Raw genomic sequence first — 20,237 nt, 5'->3', positions numbered from 1 at the left:
CGCCATCCCTGGCCCGCGATGCTTTGCTACCGGTATCAGCGCCCATGGCCCTGGCGTCAGCAAACTAAAAGCGTAAACGTTAACCTCTGTTTCTTCGGGCGGCCTGCAAGCCGCCCGCAACTTATTGACCGGGAGCCACCGAATGAAACCCGCTGTAATTCTTTATAAAAAACTACCTGACGATCTCTATGCACGCCTGGCTGAACAGTGTGACGTGACGGAAATCAGCGATCTCTCGCCGGAAAGCCAGCAGCAGCATGCTGCGGTGTTTCAGCAGGCAGAAGGGCTGCTGGGATCGGGGGGTAAAGTGAATGGCGAGCTGCTGGCGAAAATGCCCAATCTGCGCGTCTGCTCCAGTGTTTCTGTGGGCTATGACAATTTCGATGTTGATGCACTGAATCAGCGTCACGTGGTGCTGATGCACACGCCAACCGTGCTGACCGAAACCGTGGCGGACACCATGATGGCGCTGGTGCTGAGCACGGCGCGCCGGGTGCCGGAACTGGATGCCTGGGTTAAAGCGGGCAACTGGCAGAAGAGCATCGGACCGGCGCAGTTCGGCATCGACGTGCACCATAAAACGCTGGGTATTCTCGGCATGGGACGTATCGGGATGGCGCTGGCGCAGCGCGCCCACTTTGGCTTCGGCATGAAAATCCTCTACAACGCCCGCCGCGAACATGAAGAGGCGCAGTCGTGCTTTGGCGCGCAGCGCTGTGAACTGGAAGCATTGCTGAAGCAGAGTGATTTCGTCTGCATCAGCCTGCCGCTGACCGAAGAGACGCATCATCTGATCGGCGCCGCCGAACTGGAACTGATGAAGCCGGATGCGGTGCTGATCAACGCCGGTCGCGGGCCGGTGGTGGATGAGCAGGCGCTCATCGCCGCATTGCAGGCGGGCAGGCTGTACGCTGCCGGGCTGGATGTGTTTGAGCAGGAACCGGTCTCAGCCGACTCTCCGCTGCTGTCGCTGCCCAACGTGGTGACGCTGCCGCACATCGGTTCCGCCACGCACGAAACCCGTTACGGCATGATGCAGGATGCGGTAGAAAATCTCATTGCCGCACTCGGCGGCAGCGTTGAGAAAAACTGCGTGAACCCGCAGGCACTGAAGTAATCCCTCGCCTTTCCATTGCGCCCGCCATCGGCGGGCGTTATGGTGAACCCCCGATTCGCTATCACAAATATTTAACCGTTATGTCCTTTTCTCAGTTCGGCGACAAATTTACCCAACATTCCGGCATCTCACGTCTGATGGAAGATATGGGCGCGGGCCTGCGCACGCCTGGCACCATCATGCTGGGTGGCGGCAATCCGGCGCAAATTCCGGCCATGAACGACTATTTTCAGCAACTGCTGCAGCAGATGCATGAGGAGGGCAAACTCAGCGAGGCGCTGTGCAATTATGACGGTCCGCGTGGCAAAGCGACGCTGCTGGCGTCACTGGCGGGACTGCTGAGTGAACAGCTCGGCTGGCCGATTACCGCAGAGAACATCGCGCTGACTAACGGCAGCCAGAGCGCCTTCTTCTATCTGTTTAACCTGTACGCTGGTCGCCGGGCCGATGGCAGCAAAAAGCGGGTACTGTTCCCACTGGCGCCTGAGTATCTTGGCTATGCGGATGCCGGTCTGGAAGAGGATCTGTTTGTCTCGGCGAAGCCAAACATTGAGCTGCTGCCGGAAGGTCAGTTTAAATATCATGTCGATTTCGAGCATCTGCCGATGAACGATGATGTCGGGTTAATCTGCGTCTCGCGCCCGACCAACCCCACCGGCAATGTGATCACTGATGATGAGCTGATGCAGCTCGATGCGCTGGCACAGCAGCATGACGTTCCGCTGTTGATCGACAACGCCTATGGCGTGCCGTTTCCCGGCATCATCTTCAGTGAGGTGCGCCCGCTGTGGAATCCCAACATCATTCTCTGCATGAGCCTGTCGAAGCTCGGCCTGCCGGGTGCACGTTGCGGCATTATTATCGCGGATGAGAAGACCATTACTGCGCTGAGCAACATGAACGGCATCATCAGCCTGGCGCCAGGCAGCATCGGTCCGGCCATCGCCAATGAAATGATCCGTCGCGGCGATCTGTTGCGGCTCTCCGAAGAGGTGATTAAGCCGTTCTATCAGCAGAAGGTGCAGCAGACCATCGCGATCCTGCGGCGCTATCTGCCAGAAGAGCGCTGCCTGATCCACAAGCCGGAAGGGGCGATTTTCCTCTGGCTCTGGTTCCGCGATCTGCCAATCACCACTGAATTGCTTTATCAGCGGCTTAAAGCGCGTGGCGTACTGATGGTGCCGGGCCACTTCTTCTTCCCGGGACTGGAACAGGCATGGCCGCATACCCATCAATGTATGCGGATGAACTACGTGCCGGATGCAGAGAACATCGAGCGGGCAGTGCAGATTCTGGCGGAAGAGGTTGAGATCGCCTGGCGCGACAGTTAATCCTGCTCTTCCTGTGAATCGGTTAACGACAGCTGGCACCACTGTGCCAGCTGCTGAATCGCCTGTTCCACCTCCGCATTCCAGCCGAAACCGGCATTCAGCCGGAAACAGTGATCGTAACGCTGATCGGTGGCAAAAATGTGGCCCGGCGCAATCCCGATGCCCGCATTGCGCGCTTTCAGAAACAGCTCGCGCACGTTCAGCGCCGCTCGTGGCATTTCCACCCACAGCACATAGCCTCCTTCCGGATCGGACACCCGCGTGCCTGCCGGAAATTCCCGTAGCACCGACTGACGCATTTCGCGGATTTGCCGCGCCAGTTCGCGCCGCAGCTTGCGCAGGTGAGCATCGTAGCCGCCGTTGCGTAGCAGCTCCGCTACTGCCGCCTGTGACAGCACTGAGGTGCCCATCGTAGAGGTATATTTCAGTGAGGCGATTTTGCGCATGTAATTGACGCTGTGAACCCAGCCAATGCGAATGCCCGGAGCCACGGTTTTAGAGAAGCCGCTGCAGAGAATGGCGTTGGGGCTGAAGGCGCGCATCGGGAAGGGACGACGCTCACCAAAGGCGGTATCGCCAAAAATATCATCCTCGATGATCACCACATCGTTTTCATCCGCCTGCCGCGCAATATAGGCTTTATGCTCGTTGGGAATGCTCTTGCCCAGCGGATTATTGACGTTGCACAGGGTAAGAAAGACCCGCACCGCCTTGCGCTTAAACAGGCCGGTCAGCTTCGCCACATTCACATACCCTTCTGTCCCGGCTTCCACTTCAATTACCCGTAAATTGAGGTTATGCAGCATCTGCAGCAGCACGAAATAGCAGGGTGACTCTACTGCAACCACATCCCCCGGCTGGGTGGTGGCGCGCAGCGACAGCGAGATTGCCTCGATGCAGCCGTTGGTGATCAGGATATCGTCGGCGCTGATATTGCAGCCGTAATCGACCGCGCGGCGGGCAATCTCCGTTTTCAGCGGCGCATAGCCGGTGCCCTTGACCGTATTGCCGAGCAGGGCTGGTTTGCTGTAACCCATCTGGCGCATCAGCAGACCGATGCGTTTGACCGGATAGAGCGCGCTGTCACCGTTAGCCAGATCGAGGCGCACCCGGCAGTCTGAGCCGAGCATCGCCAGATGCAGTTCTGTCTGCTCATCCAGCGGCGCGATGGCGCGCGGCTGTTCGCTGACAGCGGGCAACTGACGCGAAGCGGGGCGTTGCGAGGCAACAAAAAAGCCCGATTTAGGGCGGGCGACGGCGTAACGCTCATCTTCCAGCGTGCGCAGTGTTTTCAGGGCGGTGGTGAGGCTGACATTGTACTGCGTCGCCAGCGTCCGCACCGACGGCAGACGGCTGTCGGGAGCCAGCGAACCGGCGTGAATGGCCTGCTTGATCTGTTCTGCTATCTGGCGGTAACGACTGCTCTGACTCTCCTGTTCCCCGACAACATCGGCCATCTGTTCCACCCCATATCGCGCTGATCTGTGCATATTCAACAGAGTACATTCAAAGTACTTTATGCTGCATCTCTTAATTATTCATGATGCTGAACGGCACGGCGACCCCGCCAGCCACCGGGCTTCAGGCCATAAAGCGATTCTGTTCACCTGAGGGAAATGCGAGAAATGAATAATCTGCCCACCATGATGAAGGAGATTGAAGCCTATCTGTCGCCCGCGATCATGGAGTCGGCTCAGCGCTGCTCCGCCCGCCTGCTTGCGGTGTTACCGGATAAGCTGCAACTGGAGAACAACCGTGTGCTGCTCGCCTATGGCGGCGGAAAAGACAGCAGCTACATGGTGGCTTACGTGCGATACATTCAGGGCCTGATCTGGCAGCAGCAGGGCAGCACGTTCTCTCTTCGGGTCAGTACCAACCGCCACGCGGCGATGAATCAGAGCGTGATGGAGAATATCCACCGCGTTTATCAGGCGCTGGCGATGCACGACGATGAACGGGCGGAATGTCTGGTGGTGGATGGCATGCTGATCCGGCCGTTTGCCCGCGACCTGCCGATGCCGCAGAGCGTGCGGCAGCAGAACCGCCATGATGTGCTGATGAATGGACACCGCTTTCGCGCTGATGGGCGCTCGACCTTCTGCAACGCCTGTAATCTCAGCATGGTGAACTCCTTTGGCCTGGCGGCTGACTACAATGGCGGCGTGGATCTGATTATCACCGGCGACTCGCCGCAGGAGCAGGCTTCCTACGTTGCCTGGGCGCGGCACCTTTCACGGCTGTTTGATGCGCACGTCGCCAATAAAAGTCGCGGCTTCAGTGGCTTTCTCCAGACGCTGGACGGCGTGGCTGAGCGCTACTTCTCTGACGTTTACGGTGCCGATCAACTGACACCCGCGCACCGCATTACCCACCAGCTGGCGCGCGATCCGCTATTTTTCAACATCTATCAGGACACCGCCTATGAAGCGGGCGCGCACTGGGCGCTGCTCAGCGAATTTATGCGTTTCCGTTTTGATGAACTGATGTTCAGCTTTTCTGAGTCCGACTGCGGTAATCCGACGCTGATGGCTCACCTGCGCGGACTGCGGGCGGAAACGCTGTTGCAGCGTAACTATGCCGAAGGGATCCGTGAATATGTGCGCTTTGCGCTGGGGCTGATGGTGAAGAAAGATTTTCCGCCACAGCTGATTGATGAGATGGCGGCACGTTATCAGGATGACGACGCCATCCACCAGCAGCGGCAGCGTGCGGCGGACTTCGCCCTGCAGGCGTTTGATCTTAGTGAAGATCAGCTGATCTGCATGATCTACTCGCCCTTCCTGGCGCAGGGAGAGCAGCTCGGACAGTGGCTGTCGCAGCAGCAGATTGCGCTGGATGAAACAGCCATTCGCGACCTGCTTGAGCAGCGCAGTGAGGATCTCGCGCTGGCACAGCAGTTAACGCAGCTCTCCGGCCTGACGCTGAAGCAGATGCGGCACTGCTGGCAGAGTAAGCCGGTCAGTTCGCTGCTTGAGGGCAAAAGCCGCGATCCGCTGTCGCGCGTACTGCGTTTCGATCCCCATAAAGCGGTGATTCAGGTCAATAACGGTGTACTGAATGACATCGTGACAGAAATCATTTCCGGGCGTTAACCCGGTAAGGCAAGGCGATGAAAAAGATTTTTCTGCAAATTGGTGCCACCCGCGATGGCCAGAACCCCTACTGTGAGGTGGCAAAACGCGATGGCTATTTCACCGTACTGGCGGAAATGGGCGATTTTGTCGATTACCAGTCGTTAAGCCTGGCGCTGCCGTTTGATCTGATCATCCGCCTTGACCGTCCTGAGAATCCGTGGGAGGTCATGCAGGCTTATCTGCACGCCGGTTTGCTGGCGCATCCGCTGGTGGTGCTGGCGGGCTTTGAAGCCTACAACGCCAGCGCCGGACGGCTGCGCGAGATGCTGGCCGGACCTGACGCACCCGCTGCCTTTATTCCGCTGGACAAATATGCGCAGCGCATGGCGCTGAAAAAAGCCTGGCCGCGCTTCCCGCAGCCGGAGTTCCGCTTTTTTGCCTCGCCGCTCAGCATTCTGGATGCGGAACAGGCGCTGATCTATCCCTGCGTCGTGAAGCCGGTGGATGGCGGCGGCGGGCTGGGCATCTGGCTGATTGAGCGCGCCGATCAGCTGTACAGCGTGGTAACACAGCTGATACAGACCATGAACTATGGCGGGCGCGGCTTCAGCGGCTTCATTGTGGAAAGTGCGCTGATCGGCGAGGAGTTTTCATTGCAGGGCGTGGTGCATCAGGGGCATCCCCTGGCGCTGACCTGCTGCCAGAAGGTGATAGAGCAGCACCGCGATAGCGAAGGTTGCGTCAGCTTTTATGAGTCGGGGCATGTGGCGGTGGCGGCAGCGGCCTTGCCAGCCTCGTTCAGCAGCCTGATGACCTTCTGCTGCGAAACCTTTGGCTATCGTCAGGGCGCGTTTCACATCGATTTCATTGTGGTGAATGGCGTGCCGCATTTCCTGGAGATGGGATTCCGGCTCTCCGGCATGGGCGTGGCGACGCTGGTGCAGGCGACGACAGGCATCAACTGGGCGGAGGTCACCTTCCGGCTGGAAGCGGGCGGCGCACTGCCTGCCTTTACCTTCACCACACCCGGTGCGGTCGGCCAGCTGCGGTTACGGCAACCGGCGCAGTTGCAGGCGGCTGAACGCTGGATCGATCAGCATCAGCAGGGTGCGCTGTTGCCACCACTCAGATTGCCAGCATTACAGGTTTCACCCCGATCCTCGCTCTATGCCGATCTGACCCGCCACGCAGGCATTCTGGCAACGTTCAGCCTGACGGCCTCTGCGCGCGAACCCATTATGACTACGTTTCAGCAGGTGATTGCCGCGCAATCCGTCATCGCAGGGAGAGACAAAGTATGTGCAGGATGATTCTGGCGCATGGCCAGTTCGACAGCGCACAGATTTTAGAGGCAGCGCGTGCCATGAGCTGCGGTGAAGGCGCCGAACACGATGGCCCGATCAAATCACATCCCAACGGCTGGGGCTGTCTGTGGCTGGAAGAGGGCGAGATTCGAACCCTGCACGGCACCGGCCCGTTCGCCGATGCTCTGCCAGGTATTGATGTGGATCGCCTGCGCAGCCGCTTTCTGGCGGTGCATGTGCGTCACGCCACGCTGAATAAAAATCAGGGGATCGAATTTTCGCATCCGCTGTGGCGTCACAGCGCCGGACATCAGTGGTACATGATGCATAACGGCTTTCTGCCAACAATTTACCGCCAGCTTGGCCTGGCGGAGTCACGTTTCGATTCCGAAGAATATCTGCGCTACCTGGTGGATCAGACTACGCCCGCCGATTTCACCCGCGACTATCTGCGCGCAAAGATGGCTCAGGTTGAGCCAGGCGGCAGCGCAGGCAATGCCATCTTCGTCACCCGCGACAAAGCCTGGGCGTGGCAGTGGTACCCGCACGACACCCCTTTCCCTGACTATTTTACGATGCATTTTCGGCAACAGGACGGTTGCACGCTGATCGCCTCTGAACCCGTGGTAATACCAGGCAGCGCCGGTAACTGGCGGCGAATGAACAATCATGAACTCTATGAAATATCGTTTAGGGAGTGATAAACATGGCTATTTTCAATCAATTCCGCGTGATTAATCCCAACATGTTTGTGGAATCGACCTGGCTGGATGACATTGTTACCGCACGGGTACCGCTGCTGGTGCTGCGCAATTTCCTGACGCCAGAGGTGCGGGAAACGGTAGTGGCTGACCTGCAACACTGCCGGGAAAAGATCCGTGTCTCTCACTATCCGAATGGCGCACTGACCACGCTGGGCCCTTATCTGGCGCGCCATACGGCGTATCCCGATAACTATTTTACCGAGCTGCGTGATATCCAGCCGGCGTTGCCGCCCACGCTTAACCAGCTGCGCGAACAGATTTACGGGTGGGTGCAGCATGCGCTGCGGCTGGACAGTCTAAACATCGCCCACGAACCGGGTTGTGGTGACTACGCCGGTTCTATCGTGCGCTTTCACGCCGATGGCGTCGCGAACCCGCTGCATAACGACAATATCGTGCGCGACGCCGCAAAGACCTCGCTGGTGGTGACGCAAATCCTGCATCAGCTCAGCTGCGTGGTCTGCCTGCAGGAGTGCAACGCGGGTGGCGCGCTGCGTATCTACAACAAAAAGTGGACACCGGAGGATGAGCAGTTCAAAACCGCCGGTGAGCTGGGCTACCGCAGTGGCGTGATTGAAAACAGCGAGATCTGTGAATTTTCACCACGCAGTGGTGATATCTATCTGTTTAATCCCGCTTTTTATCATGAGATCGACCGGGTTGAAGGTGATACCCGCATCACCATGGGGTTCTTTTTCGGGCTGACCGATAAAAAGATGAAACACGCTATCGCCTGGAGCTAAGCCGGGTTATGCCAGAAGTTGTGCCAGAAGAGGAGAAGGGAATGACAACGTTTGAAAAAATTACTGCGCTGCTGGATCAGCATCAGGCCAGCTACCGTGTGGTGGAGCATGAGGCGGTAGGGCAGACCGATCAGATCAGCCAGATCCGCGGCAACGCGCTGGGTCAGGCGGCCAAAGCGATGGTGCTGGAGGTGAGCATGCCGGACGGTGCGCCCTCGCGACAGCTGCTGGCGATTGTGCCGGGCGACTGCCGCATCAATTTCAAAAGCGCGGCGCGCGCCATCGGCGGCAAAAAATCCTCGTTCGCCGCGCCTGACCTGGCGCAGGCACTGACCGACTGTGTGATGGGTGCAGTGCCGCCGTTTAGTTTTGATGACCGGCTGGCGCTGCGGGTTGATACCCGGCTGCAACAGGTCGGCACATTATGGTTTAACGCGGGCGAGCTGGATAAGTCGATCGCGCTGGCTGTAGATGATTATTTTCGGATCGTGGGTGAAGGCTGCTGTGCCGATATCGCGACCCCGATTGCGGTTACCGCCTGACGGCAGGACAAGGAGTTTCTGATGTCGGTAAAAGATATGCTGTTAGCGCTGTGCGTGGTGGTGGCGTGGGGCGTGAATTTTGTGGTGATCAAGCTGGGGCTGCAGGGTATGCCGCCTTTTTTGCTCGCCGGGCTGCGTTTTACCCTGGTCGCCTTTCCCGCCATTTTCTTTGTGCGTCGCCCGCCGATTCCGCTGCGCTGGCTGGTGGTTTATGGCATGACCATCAGTTTTGGTCAGTTCGCCTTTCTGTTCCTGGCGATCAAGCTCGGCATGCCTGCCGGTCTGGCCTCGCTGGTGCTGCAGGCGCAGGCATTCTTTACCCTGTTGCTGGGCGCGCTGCTGCTGGCGGAGAAGCTGCGCTGGAATCATATCGTCGGGATTATCATCGCCACGCTGGGGATGTTTTTGCTGGCGACGGCGGGGATGGAAGGGCAGACCAGCGCCGGGATTACGCTGACCACCATGATGCTGACGCTGTCGGCGGCGCTGTCATGGGGGCTGGGGAATATCACCAATAAGATTATTATGCGGAACCGCAGTGTGCCGATTATGTCGCTGGTCGTCTGGAGTGCGCTGGTGCCGGTCATTCCGTTCTTTGCCTGTTCGCTGCTGTTTGAGGGGCAGGCCGCCATCGTTAATAGCCTGCTGCACATCGGCCTGCAGACCATGCTGGCGCTGTTCTACCTGGCGTTTGTCGCCACCATTGTCGGTTACGCTATCTGGGGGAATTTACTGAGTCGCTATGAAACCTGGCGCGTCGCGCCGCTGTCGCTGCTGGTACCGGTGGTGGGGATTATTACCGCCGCGCTGGTGCTGGATGAGCACCTCTCTGGTCAGCAGATGCTGGGTGCGGTGGTGATTATTCTGGGACTGCTGGTGAATGTGTTTGGGGGCGTACTGGGTCAGCGTCTGGCGATGCGAACGCAGCCGTAAGTTAAAAATCTTCGCTGACGCGGCCTTTGTAAGCGTTATAGCTCAGGGCGCAAAACAGCGCTGGTGCTGCTCTTTTTTTCAGGCAGCTCATAAATTCCAGGCGATGGGAGCATACGCCTGTAGCAAAGCATCGCGGGCCAGGGACAAAAACGCCGCTAATGCGGCGTTTTTCATGGTTACTTCAGAATCTCAATACGGCGTGGTTTCGCCTCTTCCGGCACCAGTCGTTCAAGATCGATGCTCAGCAGACCATTTTCGAGACGGGCATCGCGCACCACAATGTGGTCGGCGAGCTGGAATTTACGCTCAAAGTTACGCTCGGCGATACCCTGATAGAGGTATTTACGCTCGGTCTGCTCTTCAGGATGGGCACCCCGCACGATCAGCACGTTATCGTGCGCCGTGATATCCAGTTCGCTCTGAGCAAAACCTGCCACCGCAATGGTTATGCGATAGTGATTTTCATCGACCAGTTCAACGTTATAAGGAGGATAGCCGCCATTGCTCTGATTCTGATTAGATTCGAGCAGGTTAAACAGGCGATCAAAACCGATAGCAGAGCGATAAAGTGGGGTGAGATCAAAATTACGCATATTAAGACTCCTGAAATTCAGCAAGTTTTGGCAACCTTCCACTACTGGACAGGCTGGATACGGCACCCCACTGTCCCTTGCGGCGACGGTGAGTGCGTCCGTAAACTAAAAATGGGTGTCACAAAACGATTTTCAAGAGGGCGAAATGCAATTTTTTTCGCCAAATTGCGGAAATGACATACACTCAGAACTACTTTTGCCAGACGCAGACGGACTTCGCCCCAGAGTGTTGACGTTGTCTGGCAAGCCAACTCAGCCAGGTTTATGCCATGGCTGAAGGGATGATGATGATGAAATTGATGAAGACCTTACCTCTGGCTGGAATGGTGTGCTGCGCTATGGCAACAACAGGCTGTTCCAGTGTGATGTCTCATACCGGTGCGAGTCAGGGCTATTATCCCGGTACCCGTGCCAGCGCCGACATGCTGACTGATGGTGATACCAGCTGGGCGCTGAAGCCACTCGCGTTAATCGATCTTCCTTTCTCTGCCGTGCTGGATACGCTGCTGCTGCCGTGGGACTACTACCGTAGCGATAAAGACAAATCTCTCGACTCCCCACGTGAACGCATCCTGCAGAGCGAAAGGCTGGCGCATACTAACGAAAGCCTGGCGCAGGCACAGCCTATGCCACCTATGCGGTCACAGCCGCAACCGCAACTGTAAAGAGCTGCCGCCAGCCATTCACCTCACGCATAAAAGCAATCTGTGACCCGTCAGGTGACCAGACCACCGCGTCACCTGATGGCGCGTCTTCCGTTCTGTGCGTCAGACGCTGACATGCGCCGCTCTCAACGTCACATCGCATCACACTGTTATCGCAGATAAAGGCGATTGACTGGCCGTCAGGATGCCAGCTAAAGGCGGACTGAATGCTATGGCTGAGTCGGGTGAGCTGACGTGGCTCGCCGCCGTTGGGAGAGACCGACCAGAGCTGGATCACCGCGTCCGCATCCGCCATCAGAAACGCAATCTGGCTGCCATCGGGCGCACTACGCAGCCAGTGGCGCGGTTGCAGCGCCACGCCACGACTGTGCGTCAGGCGACGCTGCTGCACGCCAGCCGGTGGCGCCGGTAACTGTGTGCTGCTGCCCTCCAGCGGCCTCTCTCCGGCGCGAGCGTAATCTTCCAGTTCGTCAGGCAGATCAACAATGAAGACTTCAGGACACTTCTCGCCCTGCGCCGTCAGCGTGTCGCCAATAAAAGCGATGGCCCAGCGCTGCCAGCGGCCGTCCGGTTTCTGATAGCCACGCTCACCGACCCAGCACTCCTCATAAGCACGATTGATCTGGTCACTGCCCGGCTCGGGTTCCGCATGCGTCTGGCTCACCAGCAGGCAGAAAAAGGTACCGTCATATTCACGCGGATGCTGCTTTTCAGGCTTCACAGCACGCAGCGGCACCGCGACACCGACATTGCGCAGATCGAGACGGCTATCCCGCTCGTGCATCACGTGGTCATTATAGGTAAAACTGAGGCGTGAACCGTCGGCGCTGAAGACATGCACATGCGATCCGCCGCGCAGCGCGCCAGGGGTAAAGGGCGGCGTGATATCGCAGGCATCCAGATTCACCGCCGCGCCGTTCTCAACAATCACACCGCGCCGGTGGTGGAAGTCATACTGCCAGCTGGCATCGGGATGTTCCGGGCCATGAATGCAGACGTAGCGCGGGGGCAGATCGGGACTGACCGTCACGACCCCGACATGCGCTCCGTCCCGGGCCTGATAGAGCACCTCAACGTCACCGGTCAGCACATTGACCCGCTCAATGGTCTGGCTGGTAAAGGACGCGCCCGAGGGCCGGACGTCAAACGCCAGCCACTGGCTGTCGGCCGTCCAGACATTGATATTGGTGAGCTGGTGCTGACGGGCAGCAAAGGTGATCTGTTTTTCTGACATGATGAAACCCAGGGAGAAAGCGTTGCCCGACAAAGTACGCGATTCCGTTTTGCGGTACCGCTTTTTTGCCGGATTAAGGGTGCCGGGCCGCAGCGGCCCGGCAGAGAACAGCGGTGTTACAGCACTAACTCTTCAATGGCATGGGCGACGCCATCTTTCATATTGGTTTTAGTAATGAACTGCGCGATTTTTTTAACAGAATCAATGGCATTACCCATGGCGACACCCGTACCAGCGTATTCAATCATCGCCAGGTCATTCTCCTGGTCGCCAATCGCCATCACTTCTTCCTGCTTCAGGCCGAGCTTCTCCGCCAGCATTCTGACGCCCTGACCTTTGTTTACCCGACGATCGAGGATTTCGAGGTAATAAGGCGCACTCTTCAGGATGGTGTAAGTCTGATGGGCCTGTTCCGGCAGGCGGGCAATTGCCGCGTCGAGCAGTGCAGGCCGGTCGATCATCATCAGTTTCGGGAAGCGCATGGCACGATCCATCTCCTCCACAGCGCGATAGCGCACCGGAATGCCGGTCAGGCTCGCTTCATGGATGGTGTATTCGCTGATGTCTTTGTTCGGCGTGTAGAGATGAGATTTGTCGAATGCCTGGAAATGGACGCCAAGCTCACGCGCCAGGTTCTCAATGTAGAGGTAGTCGTCAAAGGTCAGCGTCACTTCCGCCACGCACTCACCATCTTCGGCCTGATGAACCAGCGCACCGTTGTTGCTGATCGCGTACTGGCCGGGTGCCTGCATATCCAGTTCCATCAGATAGCGCTGGATACCCACAAACGGTCGGCCGGTGGTCAGCACAATCGACACGCCCTGCTGACGGGCGCGATCCAGGGCGGATTTCACCCCCGGTGTGATCTCATGTTGCGGATTGAGCAGGGTGCCATCCATGTCGATAGCGATCAATTTAATAGCCATAGAGTCCTCGTAGCGTCGGGGTTTTATTCAATGCTAGCGCGATTCAGCGCACATTGACCAGTTTCATGGCAGACGGGAATGGCTGGCTGATCGCCAGCTTCAGGCGGTAAAGAGATCACGGTGGATTTTAATCACGGCTTTTCGGATTGTTGCGGGCTCCCCAGGCGCGCAGCAGGGGCGATGAATATCGTGCGGGAAAAAGAGCGCGAACATGCCGGGCAGCAGCGTAATCACCGACTCATTCAAAATCGTCTGATAAAACACGACGTCGCGCTGCCCGGCAAAATCTTCGGTAATTTTCTGGTCGGCATGGGCGCGTGCCACGCCGATATTCTCGGTGCCTGCCAGCAGATACTGAATATCGATGTAGTTAAAGTGGGACTCTGCACGACGCGCGCTGGCGGGTTCGGTCATCATCTCCTGCACCAGACAGAACATTTTGTTGTCAGGCAGGATCTCATATTTGCCGGTGTCCAGCTGGCTGAAATCGGTTCCCGCAATCCAGCTTATCGCCTGATCGATGACCGAATGAAAGGCGTGACGTTCTCTGTCCCAGTCGTGACGATCGCAAACAATCATGGTGTAACTCCCTGTAAAAATGAGTGCGCCGGAATAGCGCAAAGAGAGGCAAGAGTAAGGGAGCTGACCGGGTTAAAACGTGATCGGGGTCGCAGCATGCAGGCAGGAAGGCACCGCCTGGCGGGTTTTCCGCTCGGACGGCACAAAAAAAGGCCATCACCTGGGTGATGGCCTTTCATCTCTGATGCCGATTAAATATCGATATTGGCGGCTTTCAGCGCATTTTCTTCAATGAAGGCGCGGCGCGGTTCAACCGCATCGCCCATCAGGGTAGTGAACAACTGATCAGCGCCAATCGCATCTTTAATGGTGACGCGCAGCATACGACGGCTGTCTGGATCCATGGTGGTTTCCCACAGCTGATCCGGGTTCATCTCGCCCAGACCTTTATAGCGCTGGACCGAGAGTCCGCGACGCGACTCTTTAATCAGCCACTCAATCGCCTGTTCGAAGCTTGCCACTGGCTGACGACGCTCGCCACGCTCGATGTAAGCATCCTCTTCCAGCAGACCACGCAGTTTGCCGCCCAGGGCGCAGATTTTGCGGTACTCAGGACCCTGAATGAAATCAGCATCCAGCGGATAGTCAGTATCCACACCGTGGGTACGGACACGCAGTACCGGCTCGAACAGGTTTGATTCGCGGTTTTCACGCACCTGTGCCAGATAGGTGCTGCCATGCGCTTCGCGTTCAGTCAGATAGCTTACCAGGCCGTTCAGCCAGGTTGTAACCTCCGCTTCATTGCTCAGGTCGCTCAGCGTGTCGTGATAAATCATCGCACGCAGCATGGCCATCGGATAACGGCGCTCCATACGCTTGATCATCTTCTGGGTGCTGTTGAAATCAGTGACCAGCGTCTCCAGCGGCTCACCGCCCAGCGCCGGGGCGCTGGCATTGGTGTGCAGCGTCGCACCATCAAGGGCGATAGCGATCTGGTATTGATCCATCGCCTCGTCATCTTTGATGTACTGCTCCTGCTTGCCTTTCTTCACTTTGTAGAGTGGCGGCTGGGCGATATAGACGTGGCCGCGCTCAATAATTTCAGGCATCTGGCGATAGAAGAAGGTCAGCAGCAGGGTACGGATGTGTGAACCATCGACGTCGGCATCGGTCATGATGATGATGCTGTGATAGCGCAGCTTGTCCGGGTTGTATTCATCGCGACCAATGCCGCAACCCAGTGCGGTGATCAGCGTGGCCACTTCCTGCGAGGCGAGCATCTTGTCGAAACGCGCTTTCTCAACGTTCAGGATTTTACCTTTCAGCGGCAGAATCGCCTGGTTTTTACGGTTACGGCCCTGTTTGGCCGAGCCGCCTGCGGAGTCACCCTCCACCAGGTAGATTTCAGAGAGCGCCGGGTCGCGCTCCTGGCAATCCGCCAGCTTGCCTGGCAGACCCGCCAGATCCAGCGCGCCTTTACGGCGGGTCATTTCACGGGCGCGGCGTGCTGCTTCACGGGCACGCGCGGCGTCGATAATTTTACCGACCACGATTTTAGCGTCTGATGGATTTTCCAGCAGGTACTCGGCCAGCAGTTCGTTCATCTGCTGCTCAACCGCCGATTTCACCTCTGACGAGACCAGCTTATCTTTGGTCTGTGAGGAGAATTTTGGATCCGGCACTTTCACCGAAACCACGGCGATCAGACCTTCACGCGCATCATCACCGGTGGCGCTGACTTTGGCTTTCTTGCTGTAACCCTCTTTATCCATGTAGGCATTCAGGGTACGCGTCATCGCTGCGCGGAAACCGGCAAGGTGCGTACCGCCATCGCGCTGCGGAATGTTGTTGGTAAAGCAGTAAATATTTTCCTGGAAGCCGTCGTTCCACTGCAGTGCTACTTCCACGCCAATGCCATCTTTCTCGGTAGAGAAATAGAACACGGTAGGGTGAATCGGGGTTTTGTTTTTGTTGAGGTACTCAACAAACGCCTTGATGCCGCCTTCGTAATGGAAGTGATCGGTTTTGCCATCACGCTTGTCTTCCAGACGAATCGACACGCCCGAGTTCAGGAACGACAGTTCGCGCAGGCGTTTTGCCAGAATGTCATACTCGAAATCGCGCACGTTGGTAAAGGTTTCATAGCTTGGCCAGAAACGCACGCGGGTACCGGTGATATCGGTATCACCAGTGACTGCCAGCGGTGCCTCAGGTACGCCATGGACGTAAATCTGCTGATGCACTTTGCCTTCGCGACGAATGGTCAGCTCCAGCTTCTGCGACAGGGCGTTAACGACAGAGACGCCCACGCCGTGCAGGCCGCCGGAGACTTTATAGGAGTTATCGTCGAACTTACCGCCCGCATGCAGCACGGTCATGATCACTTCAGCGGCGGAAACGCCTTCTTCTTCATGAATACCGGTTGGAATGCCGCGTCCATCATCCTGCACCGAAACGGAGTTATCCGCATGGATAGTGACTACGATGTCACTACAGTGACCAGCGAGCGCTTCGTCGATTGCGTTATCCACGACCTCGAATACCATGTGATGCAGACCGGTACCATCATCGGTATCGCCGATATACATGCCCGGGCGTTTGCGTACCGCATCAAGTCCTTTCAGGACTTTAATACTTGAGGAGTCATAAGAATTCGACATCAACGTTTCTCGCTCATTTTAATCTTCAGGTTGAACCGCTATTTTACCCTGTTCCACGCGGAACATCTTGCCCTTTTCGTCGGTCATGTCGATTACATGTCCGGCAGAAATAGCGCTGACAAACACCTGAGCCTGAGTGGCTTTTAACCGGTCCGCCAGCAGGCGTCGGCGACTCTCATCCAGCTCAGAAGCAAAGTCATCAATGAGGTAAATACAGCGGCGTCCGCTCTGGCTTGTCAGGAACTCGCCCTGTGCCAGACGCAATGCACACATCAGCAGTTTTAACTGCCCGCGTGAGAGTAAATCTTCGACCGGCGTTCCTTCAGCGCGAATACGAAAATCGGCTTTATGGGGACCGCTGGCGGTATAGGTCAGTGCGCGATCGCGCTCAAAATTACGTTCCAGCAGTTCGGCGTAGTCGCTCTCTTTGTCCCAGCCACGCTGGAAGGAGAAGCGCAGCTCAAACTCCGGCAGAAACTGGGCGCAGGTGGCGGTGATCTCCGCTGAAATCGCCGCACTGTATTCCGCCCGCCACTGGCTGATCTGTTCCGCCAGCGGGACCAGTTCCTGATCCCAGGGACGAATCTGGCTGTAACGTGAAACCTGGCGCAGCGCCGCGTTTCGCTGCTTAAGCAGGCGGCGCATGTTGTTCCAGGCGATAAAGAAGCCGGGCGTATTATGGAAACAGCCCCAGTCGACATAGGCCCTGCGGTATTTGGGGCCGCCATTCAATAAACTAAAGCCTTCCGGCGTAATTAACTGCATCGGCAGCAGCTGTGCCAGCTCCGCGACCTTGTGACCATCGCTGCCGTCAATGCGCACTTTGCTGTCACCAGCCCGGTTTTTGGTCAGCCCGACGGAGATTTCCCGCTCTTTGCTTTCCAGCCGCCCGTGCAGCACAAACGCCGCCTCGTCGTGACGGATCACGCGGCCCGCCTGCAGACTGCGAAACGAACGGCCATGCCCCAGCGTATGGATCGCCTCTAAAACGCTGGTTTTCCCGCTGCCGTTGACACCGACCAGGAAATTAAAGCCGGGTGCCAGCTGCAGGTCAGCCTGCTCAATATTACGAAAATCTTTGATAAGAAGGCGGGTTAAAGCCATGAATCAGTCCAGCGTGAAGGGCAATGATCGGGATGAAATGGTTTTGCCTTGTAAAAATTCAGGTCTTACCTTTAACAATCCAGGGCGTCGACGGCGAAGCAAGTTTGCGCACGGCCAGCGCACAGGCCCTGGGAGCATACTGAAGTATGTGACCAGGGACGAGCACTGCCCGGGCGCAAAATGGCGAGTAAGTTAGCCCGGCACAGACTATAGACGCATGGGCATCACGACGTAGGCCGCTGCCGGACTCGCTACATCTTCAATCTGCACGCTCGACACCGAATCCGTCAGCAGCAGGCGGACGTTTTCGCACTTCAGCGCGTTCAGCACATCCAGCACGTAACTGACGTTGAAGCCAATCTCCAGCTCGGTGCCGTTGTAGCTGACATCCAGCATCTCTTCTGCTTCTTCCTGTTCAGGGTTATTAGCGGTGATCTTCAGCTGATTTTCGGTGATATAAAGGCGAACGCCGCGGAACTTCTCATTCGAGAGGATGGCTGCACGGGCAAACGCCTGTTTGAGCAGATCGCAGCCCGCTTCCAGCGCTTTATCAGGATTCTTTGGCAATACGCGGCGATAGTCAGGGAAACGGCCATCAACCAGCTTAGACGTGAAGATGTAGTCACCGACATGTGCGCGGATGTTGCTGCCGCCAATCTGTACCTGCAGCGGGTTCTCGCCGCCATCCAGCAGACGCAGCAGTTCAATCACGCCTTTACGCGGCACAATCACCGAATGACTCGGCAGCGCCTGACCAACCGGCATGGAGCAGACGGCCAGACGGTGACCGTCAGTGGCCACGGTGCGCAGCTCTTCGCCTTCGGTTTCAAACATCATGCCGTTGAGGTAGTAACGCACATCCTGATGCGCCATCGAGAACTGGGTCGCTTCGATCAGCCGTTTCAGGGTCGCCTGCGGCAGGGTGAATTCAACTTCACTCTGCCAGTCGTCCAGGTTCGGGAAGTCACTAGCGGGCAGGGTCGACAGCGAAAAACGGCTGCGGCCAGAGCGAACCAGCATGCGATCGCCTTCCAGCGCCAGCGTAATTTCTGCGCCATCGGGCAATCCGCGACAGATATCGAGGAATTTGCGCGCTGGCACGGTGGTGGAGCCAGGCTCATGCGCCTGCGTCAGCGCCACACGCGCGACCATCTCCATTTCCAGATCGGTACCGGTCAGTAACAGCGACCCTTCCGTTACCTGCAGCAGCAGGTTTCCAAGGATCGGCAGTGTCGGACGACCGCCCAGGGGGCCACTTACTTGCTGCAGCGGCTTCAGCAGCTGCTCACGTTCAACAATAAATTTCATAGCGTCAGGAAGATAATGTTCTGATGAGATTAGAGAAATCTTCTTTGATATCGTGGCTCTCTTCACGCAGCTGCTCGATCTTGCGGCAGGCATGAAGCACCGTTGTGTGGTCGCGACCCCCAAAAGCATCGCCAATTTCTGGCAAGCTGTGGTTCGTCAACTCTTTTGCCATCGCCATCGCCATCTGGCGCGGACGCGCTACCGAGCGCGAACGGCGCTTGGAAAGCAGATCCGCCACCTTAATCTTGTAGTACTCAGCCACGGTCTTCTGAATATTATCGATGGTGACCAGCTTTTCCTGTAGCGCCAGCAGATCGCGCAGCGCTTCGCGCACGAAGTCGATCGTGATTGCCCGGCCGGTAAAGTTGGCGTTGGCGATAACGCGATTCAGCGCGCCTTCCAGTTCACGCACGTTAGAGCGTAAACGCTTGGCAATAAAGAAGGCGACTTCACCTGGCAGACGGATGTCATTTTCATCCGCTTTTTTCATCAGGATCGCCACGCGCGTTTCCAGCTCAGGCGGCTCGATCGCCACCGTTAAACCCCAGCCGAAACGTGATTTAAGACGATCTTCCACCCCGTTGATCTCTTTTGGATAGCGATCCGAGGTCAGGATGATCTGCTGGTTGCCCTCTAATAAGGCATTAAAGGTGTGGAAGAACTCTTCCTGCGATCGCTCTTTATTCGCAAAGAACTGAATGTCATCGATCAGCAGCGCATCGACAGAACGGTAGTAGCGTTTGAACTCTTCAATCGCATTGTTCTGCAGCGCTTTAACCATATCCTGCACAAAGCGCTCGGAGTGCATGTAAACCACTTTTGCATTGGGTTTACGGGCAATGATGCCGTTGCCTACCGCGTGCAACAGGTGCGTTTTACCGAGACCCGTACCGCCATACAGAAACAGCGGGTTGTAAGCGCCGCCTGGATTATCCGCCACCTGACGTGCCGCCGCGCGCGCCAGCTGGTTGGACTTACCCTCGACGAAGTTATCGAAGTTATGACGGTTATTCACATTCGAGCGATAGGTGACGTCGGCCGGTGCCGGGACATTATCCCAGCTGGGACGCAGAATCTGCGTCGGGGCCGGACGGATATGACTCTGCACGGGCATGACGGGCGCGCTGACGCTGGCCATTACCGGCTGGCTGAGCGCGGCCGCCTGCTGCTGAACCGGGCGCGTCCCCACTTCAAAACGTAGTGCAGGCACATTCGGACCACAGAATTCATTCAGCAGTGCATTGATACTATTGAGGTATTTGTCCCGGACCCAGTCGAGTACGAAGCGATTTGGAGCATACAAGGCAAGCGTATTGTCGTTTAACTCAGCCTGCAGTGGACGGATCCACATGCTGAATTCGGTGGCAGGAAGCTCATCCTGCAAACGGGCAAGACACTGTTGCCAAAGCGTAAGTGACAC

General features: G+C 57.1%; 18 protein-coding genes. 9 read left to right on the top strand and 9 right to left on the bottom strand.

Annotated elements, in window-relative coordinates:
* The first annotated feature begins 142 nt into the window (after positions 1 to 142).
* Positions 143 to 1,117 (top strand): glyoxylate/hydroxypyruvate reductase GhrB, encoded by a 975-nt coding sequence (gene ghrB, locus K6R05_RS00090; RefSeq protein WP_222924799.1) that lies wholly within the window; start codon positions 143 to 145, stop codon positions 1,115 to 1,117.
* Positions 1,118 to 1,197: 80 nt separating this feature from the next.
* The gene (locus tag K6R05_RS00085) at positions 1,198 to 2,448 is read left to right on the top strand and encodes a valine--pyruvate transaminase (RefSeq protein WP_161733250.1); all 1,251 of its coding nucleotides are present in this window, start codon (positions 1,198 to 1,200) and stop codon (positions 2,446 to 2,448) included.
* On the opposite strand, the gene K6R05_RS00080 is transcribed toward K6R05_RS00085, so the two are convergent.
* Positions 2,445 to 3,905, bottom strand: a complete 1,461-nt coding sequence (locus tag K6R05_RS00080; RefSeq protein WP_222924798.1) for an aminotransferase-like domain-containing protein — start codon at positions 3,903 to 3,905, stop codon at positions 2,445 to 2,447. The two genes, K6R05_RS00085 and K6R05_RS00080, sit on opposite strands and share 4 nt — an antisense overlap.
* A gap of 168 nt (positions 3,906 to 4,073) precedes the next feature.
* Between K6R05_RS00080 and K6R05_RS00075 the strand changes: the two genes are divergently transcribed.
* From K6R05_RS00075 to K6R05_RS00050, 6 genes are read left to right on the top strand one after another with little or no spacing between them, the layout of a single operon-like run.
* Positions 4,074 to 5,540 carry a hypothetical protein gene (locus K6R05_RS00075; RefSeq protein WP_222924797.1) on the top strand — a complete coding sequence of 489 codons (1,467 nt, stop codon included), beginning with the start codon at positions 4,074 to 4,076 and terminating at the stop codon, positions 5,538 to 5,540.
* Between the two features lie 17 nt (positions 5,541 to 5,557).
* Positions 5,558 to 6,832, top strand: a complete 1,275-nt coding sequence (locus K6R05_RS00070; protein WP_222924796.1) for an ATP-grasp domain-containing protein — start codon at positions 5,558 to 5,560, stop codon at positions 6,830 to 6,832.
* The gene (locus K6R05_RS00065; protein WP_222924795.1) at positions 6,820 to 7,527 is read left to right on the top strand and encodes a class II glutamine amidotransferase; all 708 of its coding nucleotides are present in this window, start codon (positions 6,820 to 6,822) and stop codon (positions 7,525 to 7,527) included. Before K6R05_RS00070 ends, K6R05_RS00065 begins: the two co-directional genes overlap by 13 nt.
* A gap of 5 nt (positions 7,528 to 7,532) precedes the next feature.
* Positions 7,533 to 8,333 carry a 2OG-Fe(II)-dependent halogenase WelO5 family protein gene (locus tag K6R05_RS00060; RefSeq protein WP_222924794.1) on the top strand — a complete coding sequence of 267 codons (801 nt, stop codon included), beginning with the start codon at positions 7,533 to 7,535 and terminating at the stop codon, positions 8,331 to 8,333.
* A 41-nt stretch (positions 8,334 to 8,374) separates the two neighbouring features.
* Positions 8,375 to 8,875, top strand: a complete 501-nt coding sequence (locus tag K6R05_RS00055; RefSeq protein WP_222924793.1) for a YbaK/EbsC family protein — start codon at positions 8,375 to 8,377, stop codon at positions 8,873 to 8,875.
* Between the two features lie 21 nt (positions 8,876 to 8,896).
* Positions 8,897 to 9,808 carry an EamA family transporter gene (locus K6R05_RS00050; protein ID WP_222924792.1) on the top strand — a complete coding sequence of 304 codons (912 nt, stop codon included), beginning with the start codon at positions 8,897 to 8,899 and terminating at the stop codon, positions 9,806 to 9,808.
* A gap of 176 nt (positions 9,809 to 9,984) precedes the next feature.
* On the opposite strand, the gene ibpA is transcribed toward K6R05_RS00050, so the two are convergent.
* The gene (ibpA, locus tag K6R05_RS00045; protein ID WP_010258920.1) at positions 9,985 to 10,401 is read right to left on the bottom strand and encodes a small heat shock chaperone IbpA; all 417 of its coding nucleotides are present in this window, start codon (positions 10,399 to 10,401) and stop codon (positions 9,985 to 9,987) included.
* A 290-nt stretch (positions 10,402 to 10,691) separates the two neighbouring features.
* Here ibpA and K6R05_RS00040 point away from each other — a divergent pair, with 290 nt between their 5' ends.
* Positions 10,692 to 11,066, top strand: coding sequence for a YceK/YidQ family lipoprotein (locus K6R05_RS00040; protein WP_285088450.1), 375 nt, complete (start codon positions 10,692 to 10,694; stop codon positions 11,064 to 11,066).
* On the opposite strand, the gene K6R05_RS00035 is transcribed toward K6R05_RS00040, so the two are convergent.
* The 7 genes from K6R05_RS00035 to dnaA form a co-directional block, all read right to left on the bottom strand.
* On the bottom strand, positions 11,035 to 12,300 hold the full coding sequence (locus tag K6R05_RS00035; RefSeq protein ID WP_222924790.1) for a YidR family protein: 1,266 nt from the start codon (positions 12,298 to 12,300) through the stop codon (positions 11,035 to 11,037). The genes K6R05_RS00040 and K6R05_RS00035 overlap by 32 nt on opposite strands.
* Positions 12,301 to 12,416: 116 nt before the next feature.
* The gene (gene yidA, locus K6R05_RS00030; RefSeq protein WP_222924789.1) at positions 12,417 to 13,226 is read right to left on the bottom strand and encodes a sugar-phosphatase; all 810 of its coding nucleotides are present in this window, start codon (positions 13,224 to 13,226) and stop codon (positions 12,417 to 12,419) included.
* A gap of 99 nt (positions 13,227 to 13,325) precedes the next feature.
* Entirely contained in the window at positions 13,326 to 13,805 is a 480-nt protein-coding gene (locus K6R05_RS00025) for a NanQ anomerase/TabA/YiaL family protein (protein WP_222924788.1), read from the bottom strand.
* Positions 13,806 to 13,996: 191 nt separating this feature from the next.
* Positions 13,997 to 16,405, bottom strand: a complete 2,409-nt coding sequence (gene gyrB / locus K6R05_RS00020; protein WP_161733226.1) for a DNA topoisomerase (ATP-hydrolyzing) subunit B — start codon at positions 16,403 to 16,405, stop codon at positions 13,997 to 13,999.
* A gap of 18 nt (positions 16,406 to 16,423) precedes the next feature.
* A complete protein-coding gene (gene recF / locus K6R05_RS00015; RefSeq protein WP_161733224.1) occupies positions 16,424 to 17,509 on the bottom strand; it encodes a DNA replication/repair protein RecF in 1,086 nt (361 codons plus the stop codon).
* A gap of 207 nt (positions 17,510 to 17,716) precedes the next feature.
* On the bottom strand, positions 17,717 to 18,817 hold the full coding sequence (dnaN, locus tag K6R05_RS00010; RefSeq protein ID WP_161733222.1) for a DNA polymerase III subunit beta: 1,101 nt from the start codon (positions 18,815 to 18,817) through the stop codon (positions 17,717 to 17,719).
* A 4-nt stretch (positions 18,818 to 18,821) separates the two neighbouring features.
* Positions 18,822 to 20,237 (bottom strand): chromosomal replication initiator protein DnaA, encoded by a 1,416-nt coding sequence (gene dnaA, locus K6R05_RS00005; RefSeq protein WP_222924787.1) that lies wholly within the window; start codon positions 20,235 to 20,237, stop codon positions 18,822 to 18,824.

The organism is Pantoea alfalfae, assembly GCF_019880205.1.
GTDB lineage: Bacteria > Pseudomonadota > Gammaproteobacteria > Enterobacterales > Enterobacteriaceae > Pantoea > Pantoea alfalfae.
This window is presented reverse-complemented; position numbering and strand designations above follow the sequence as displayed.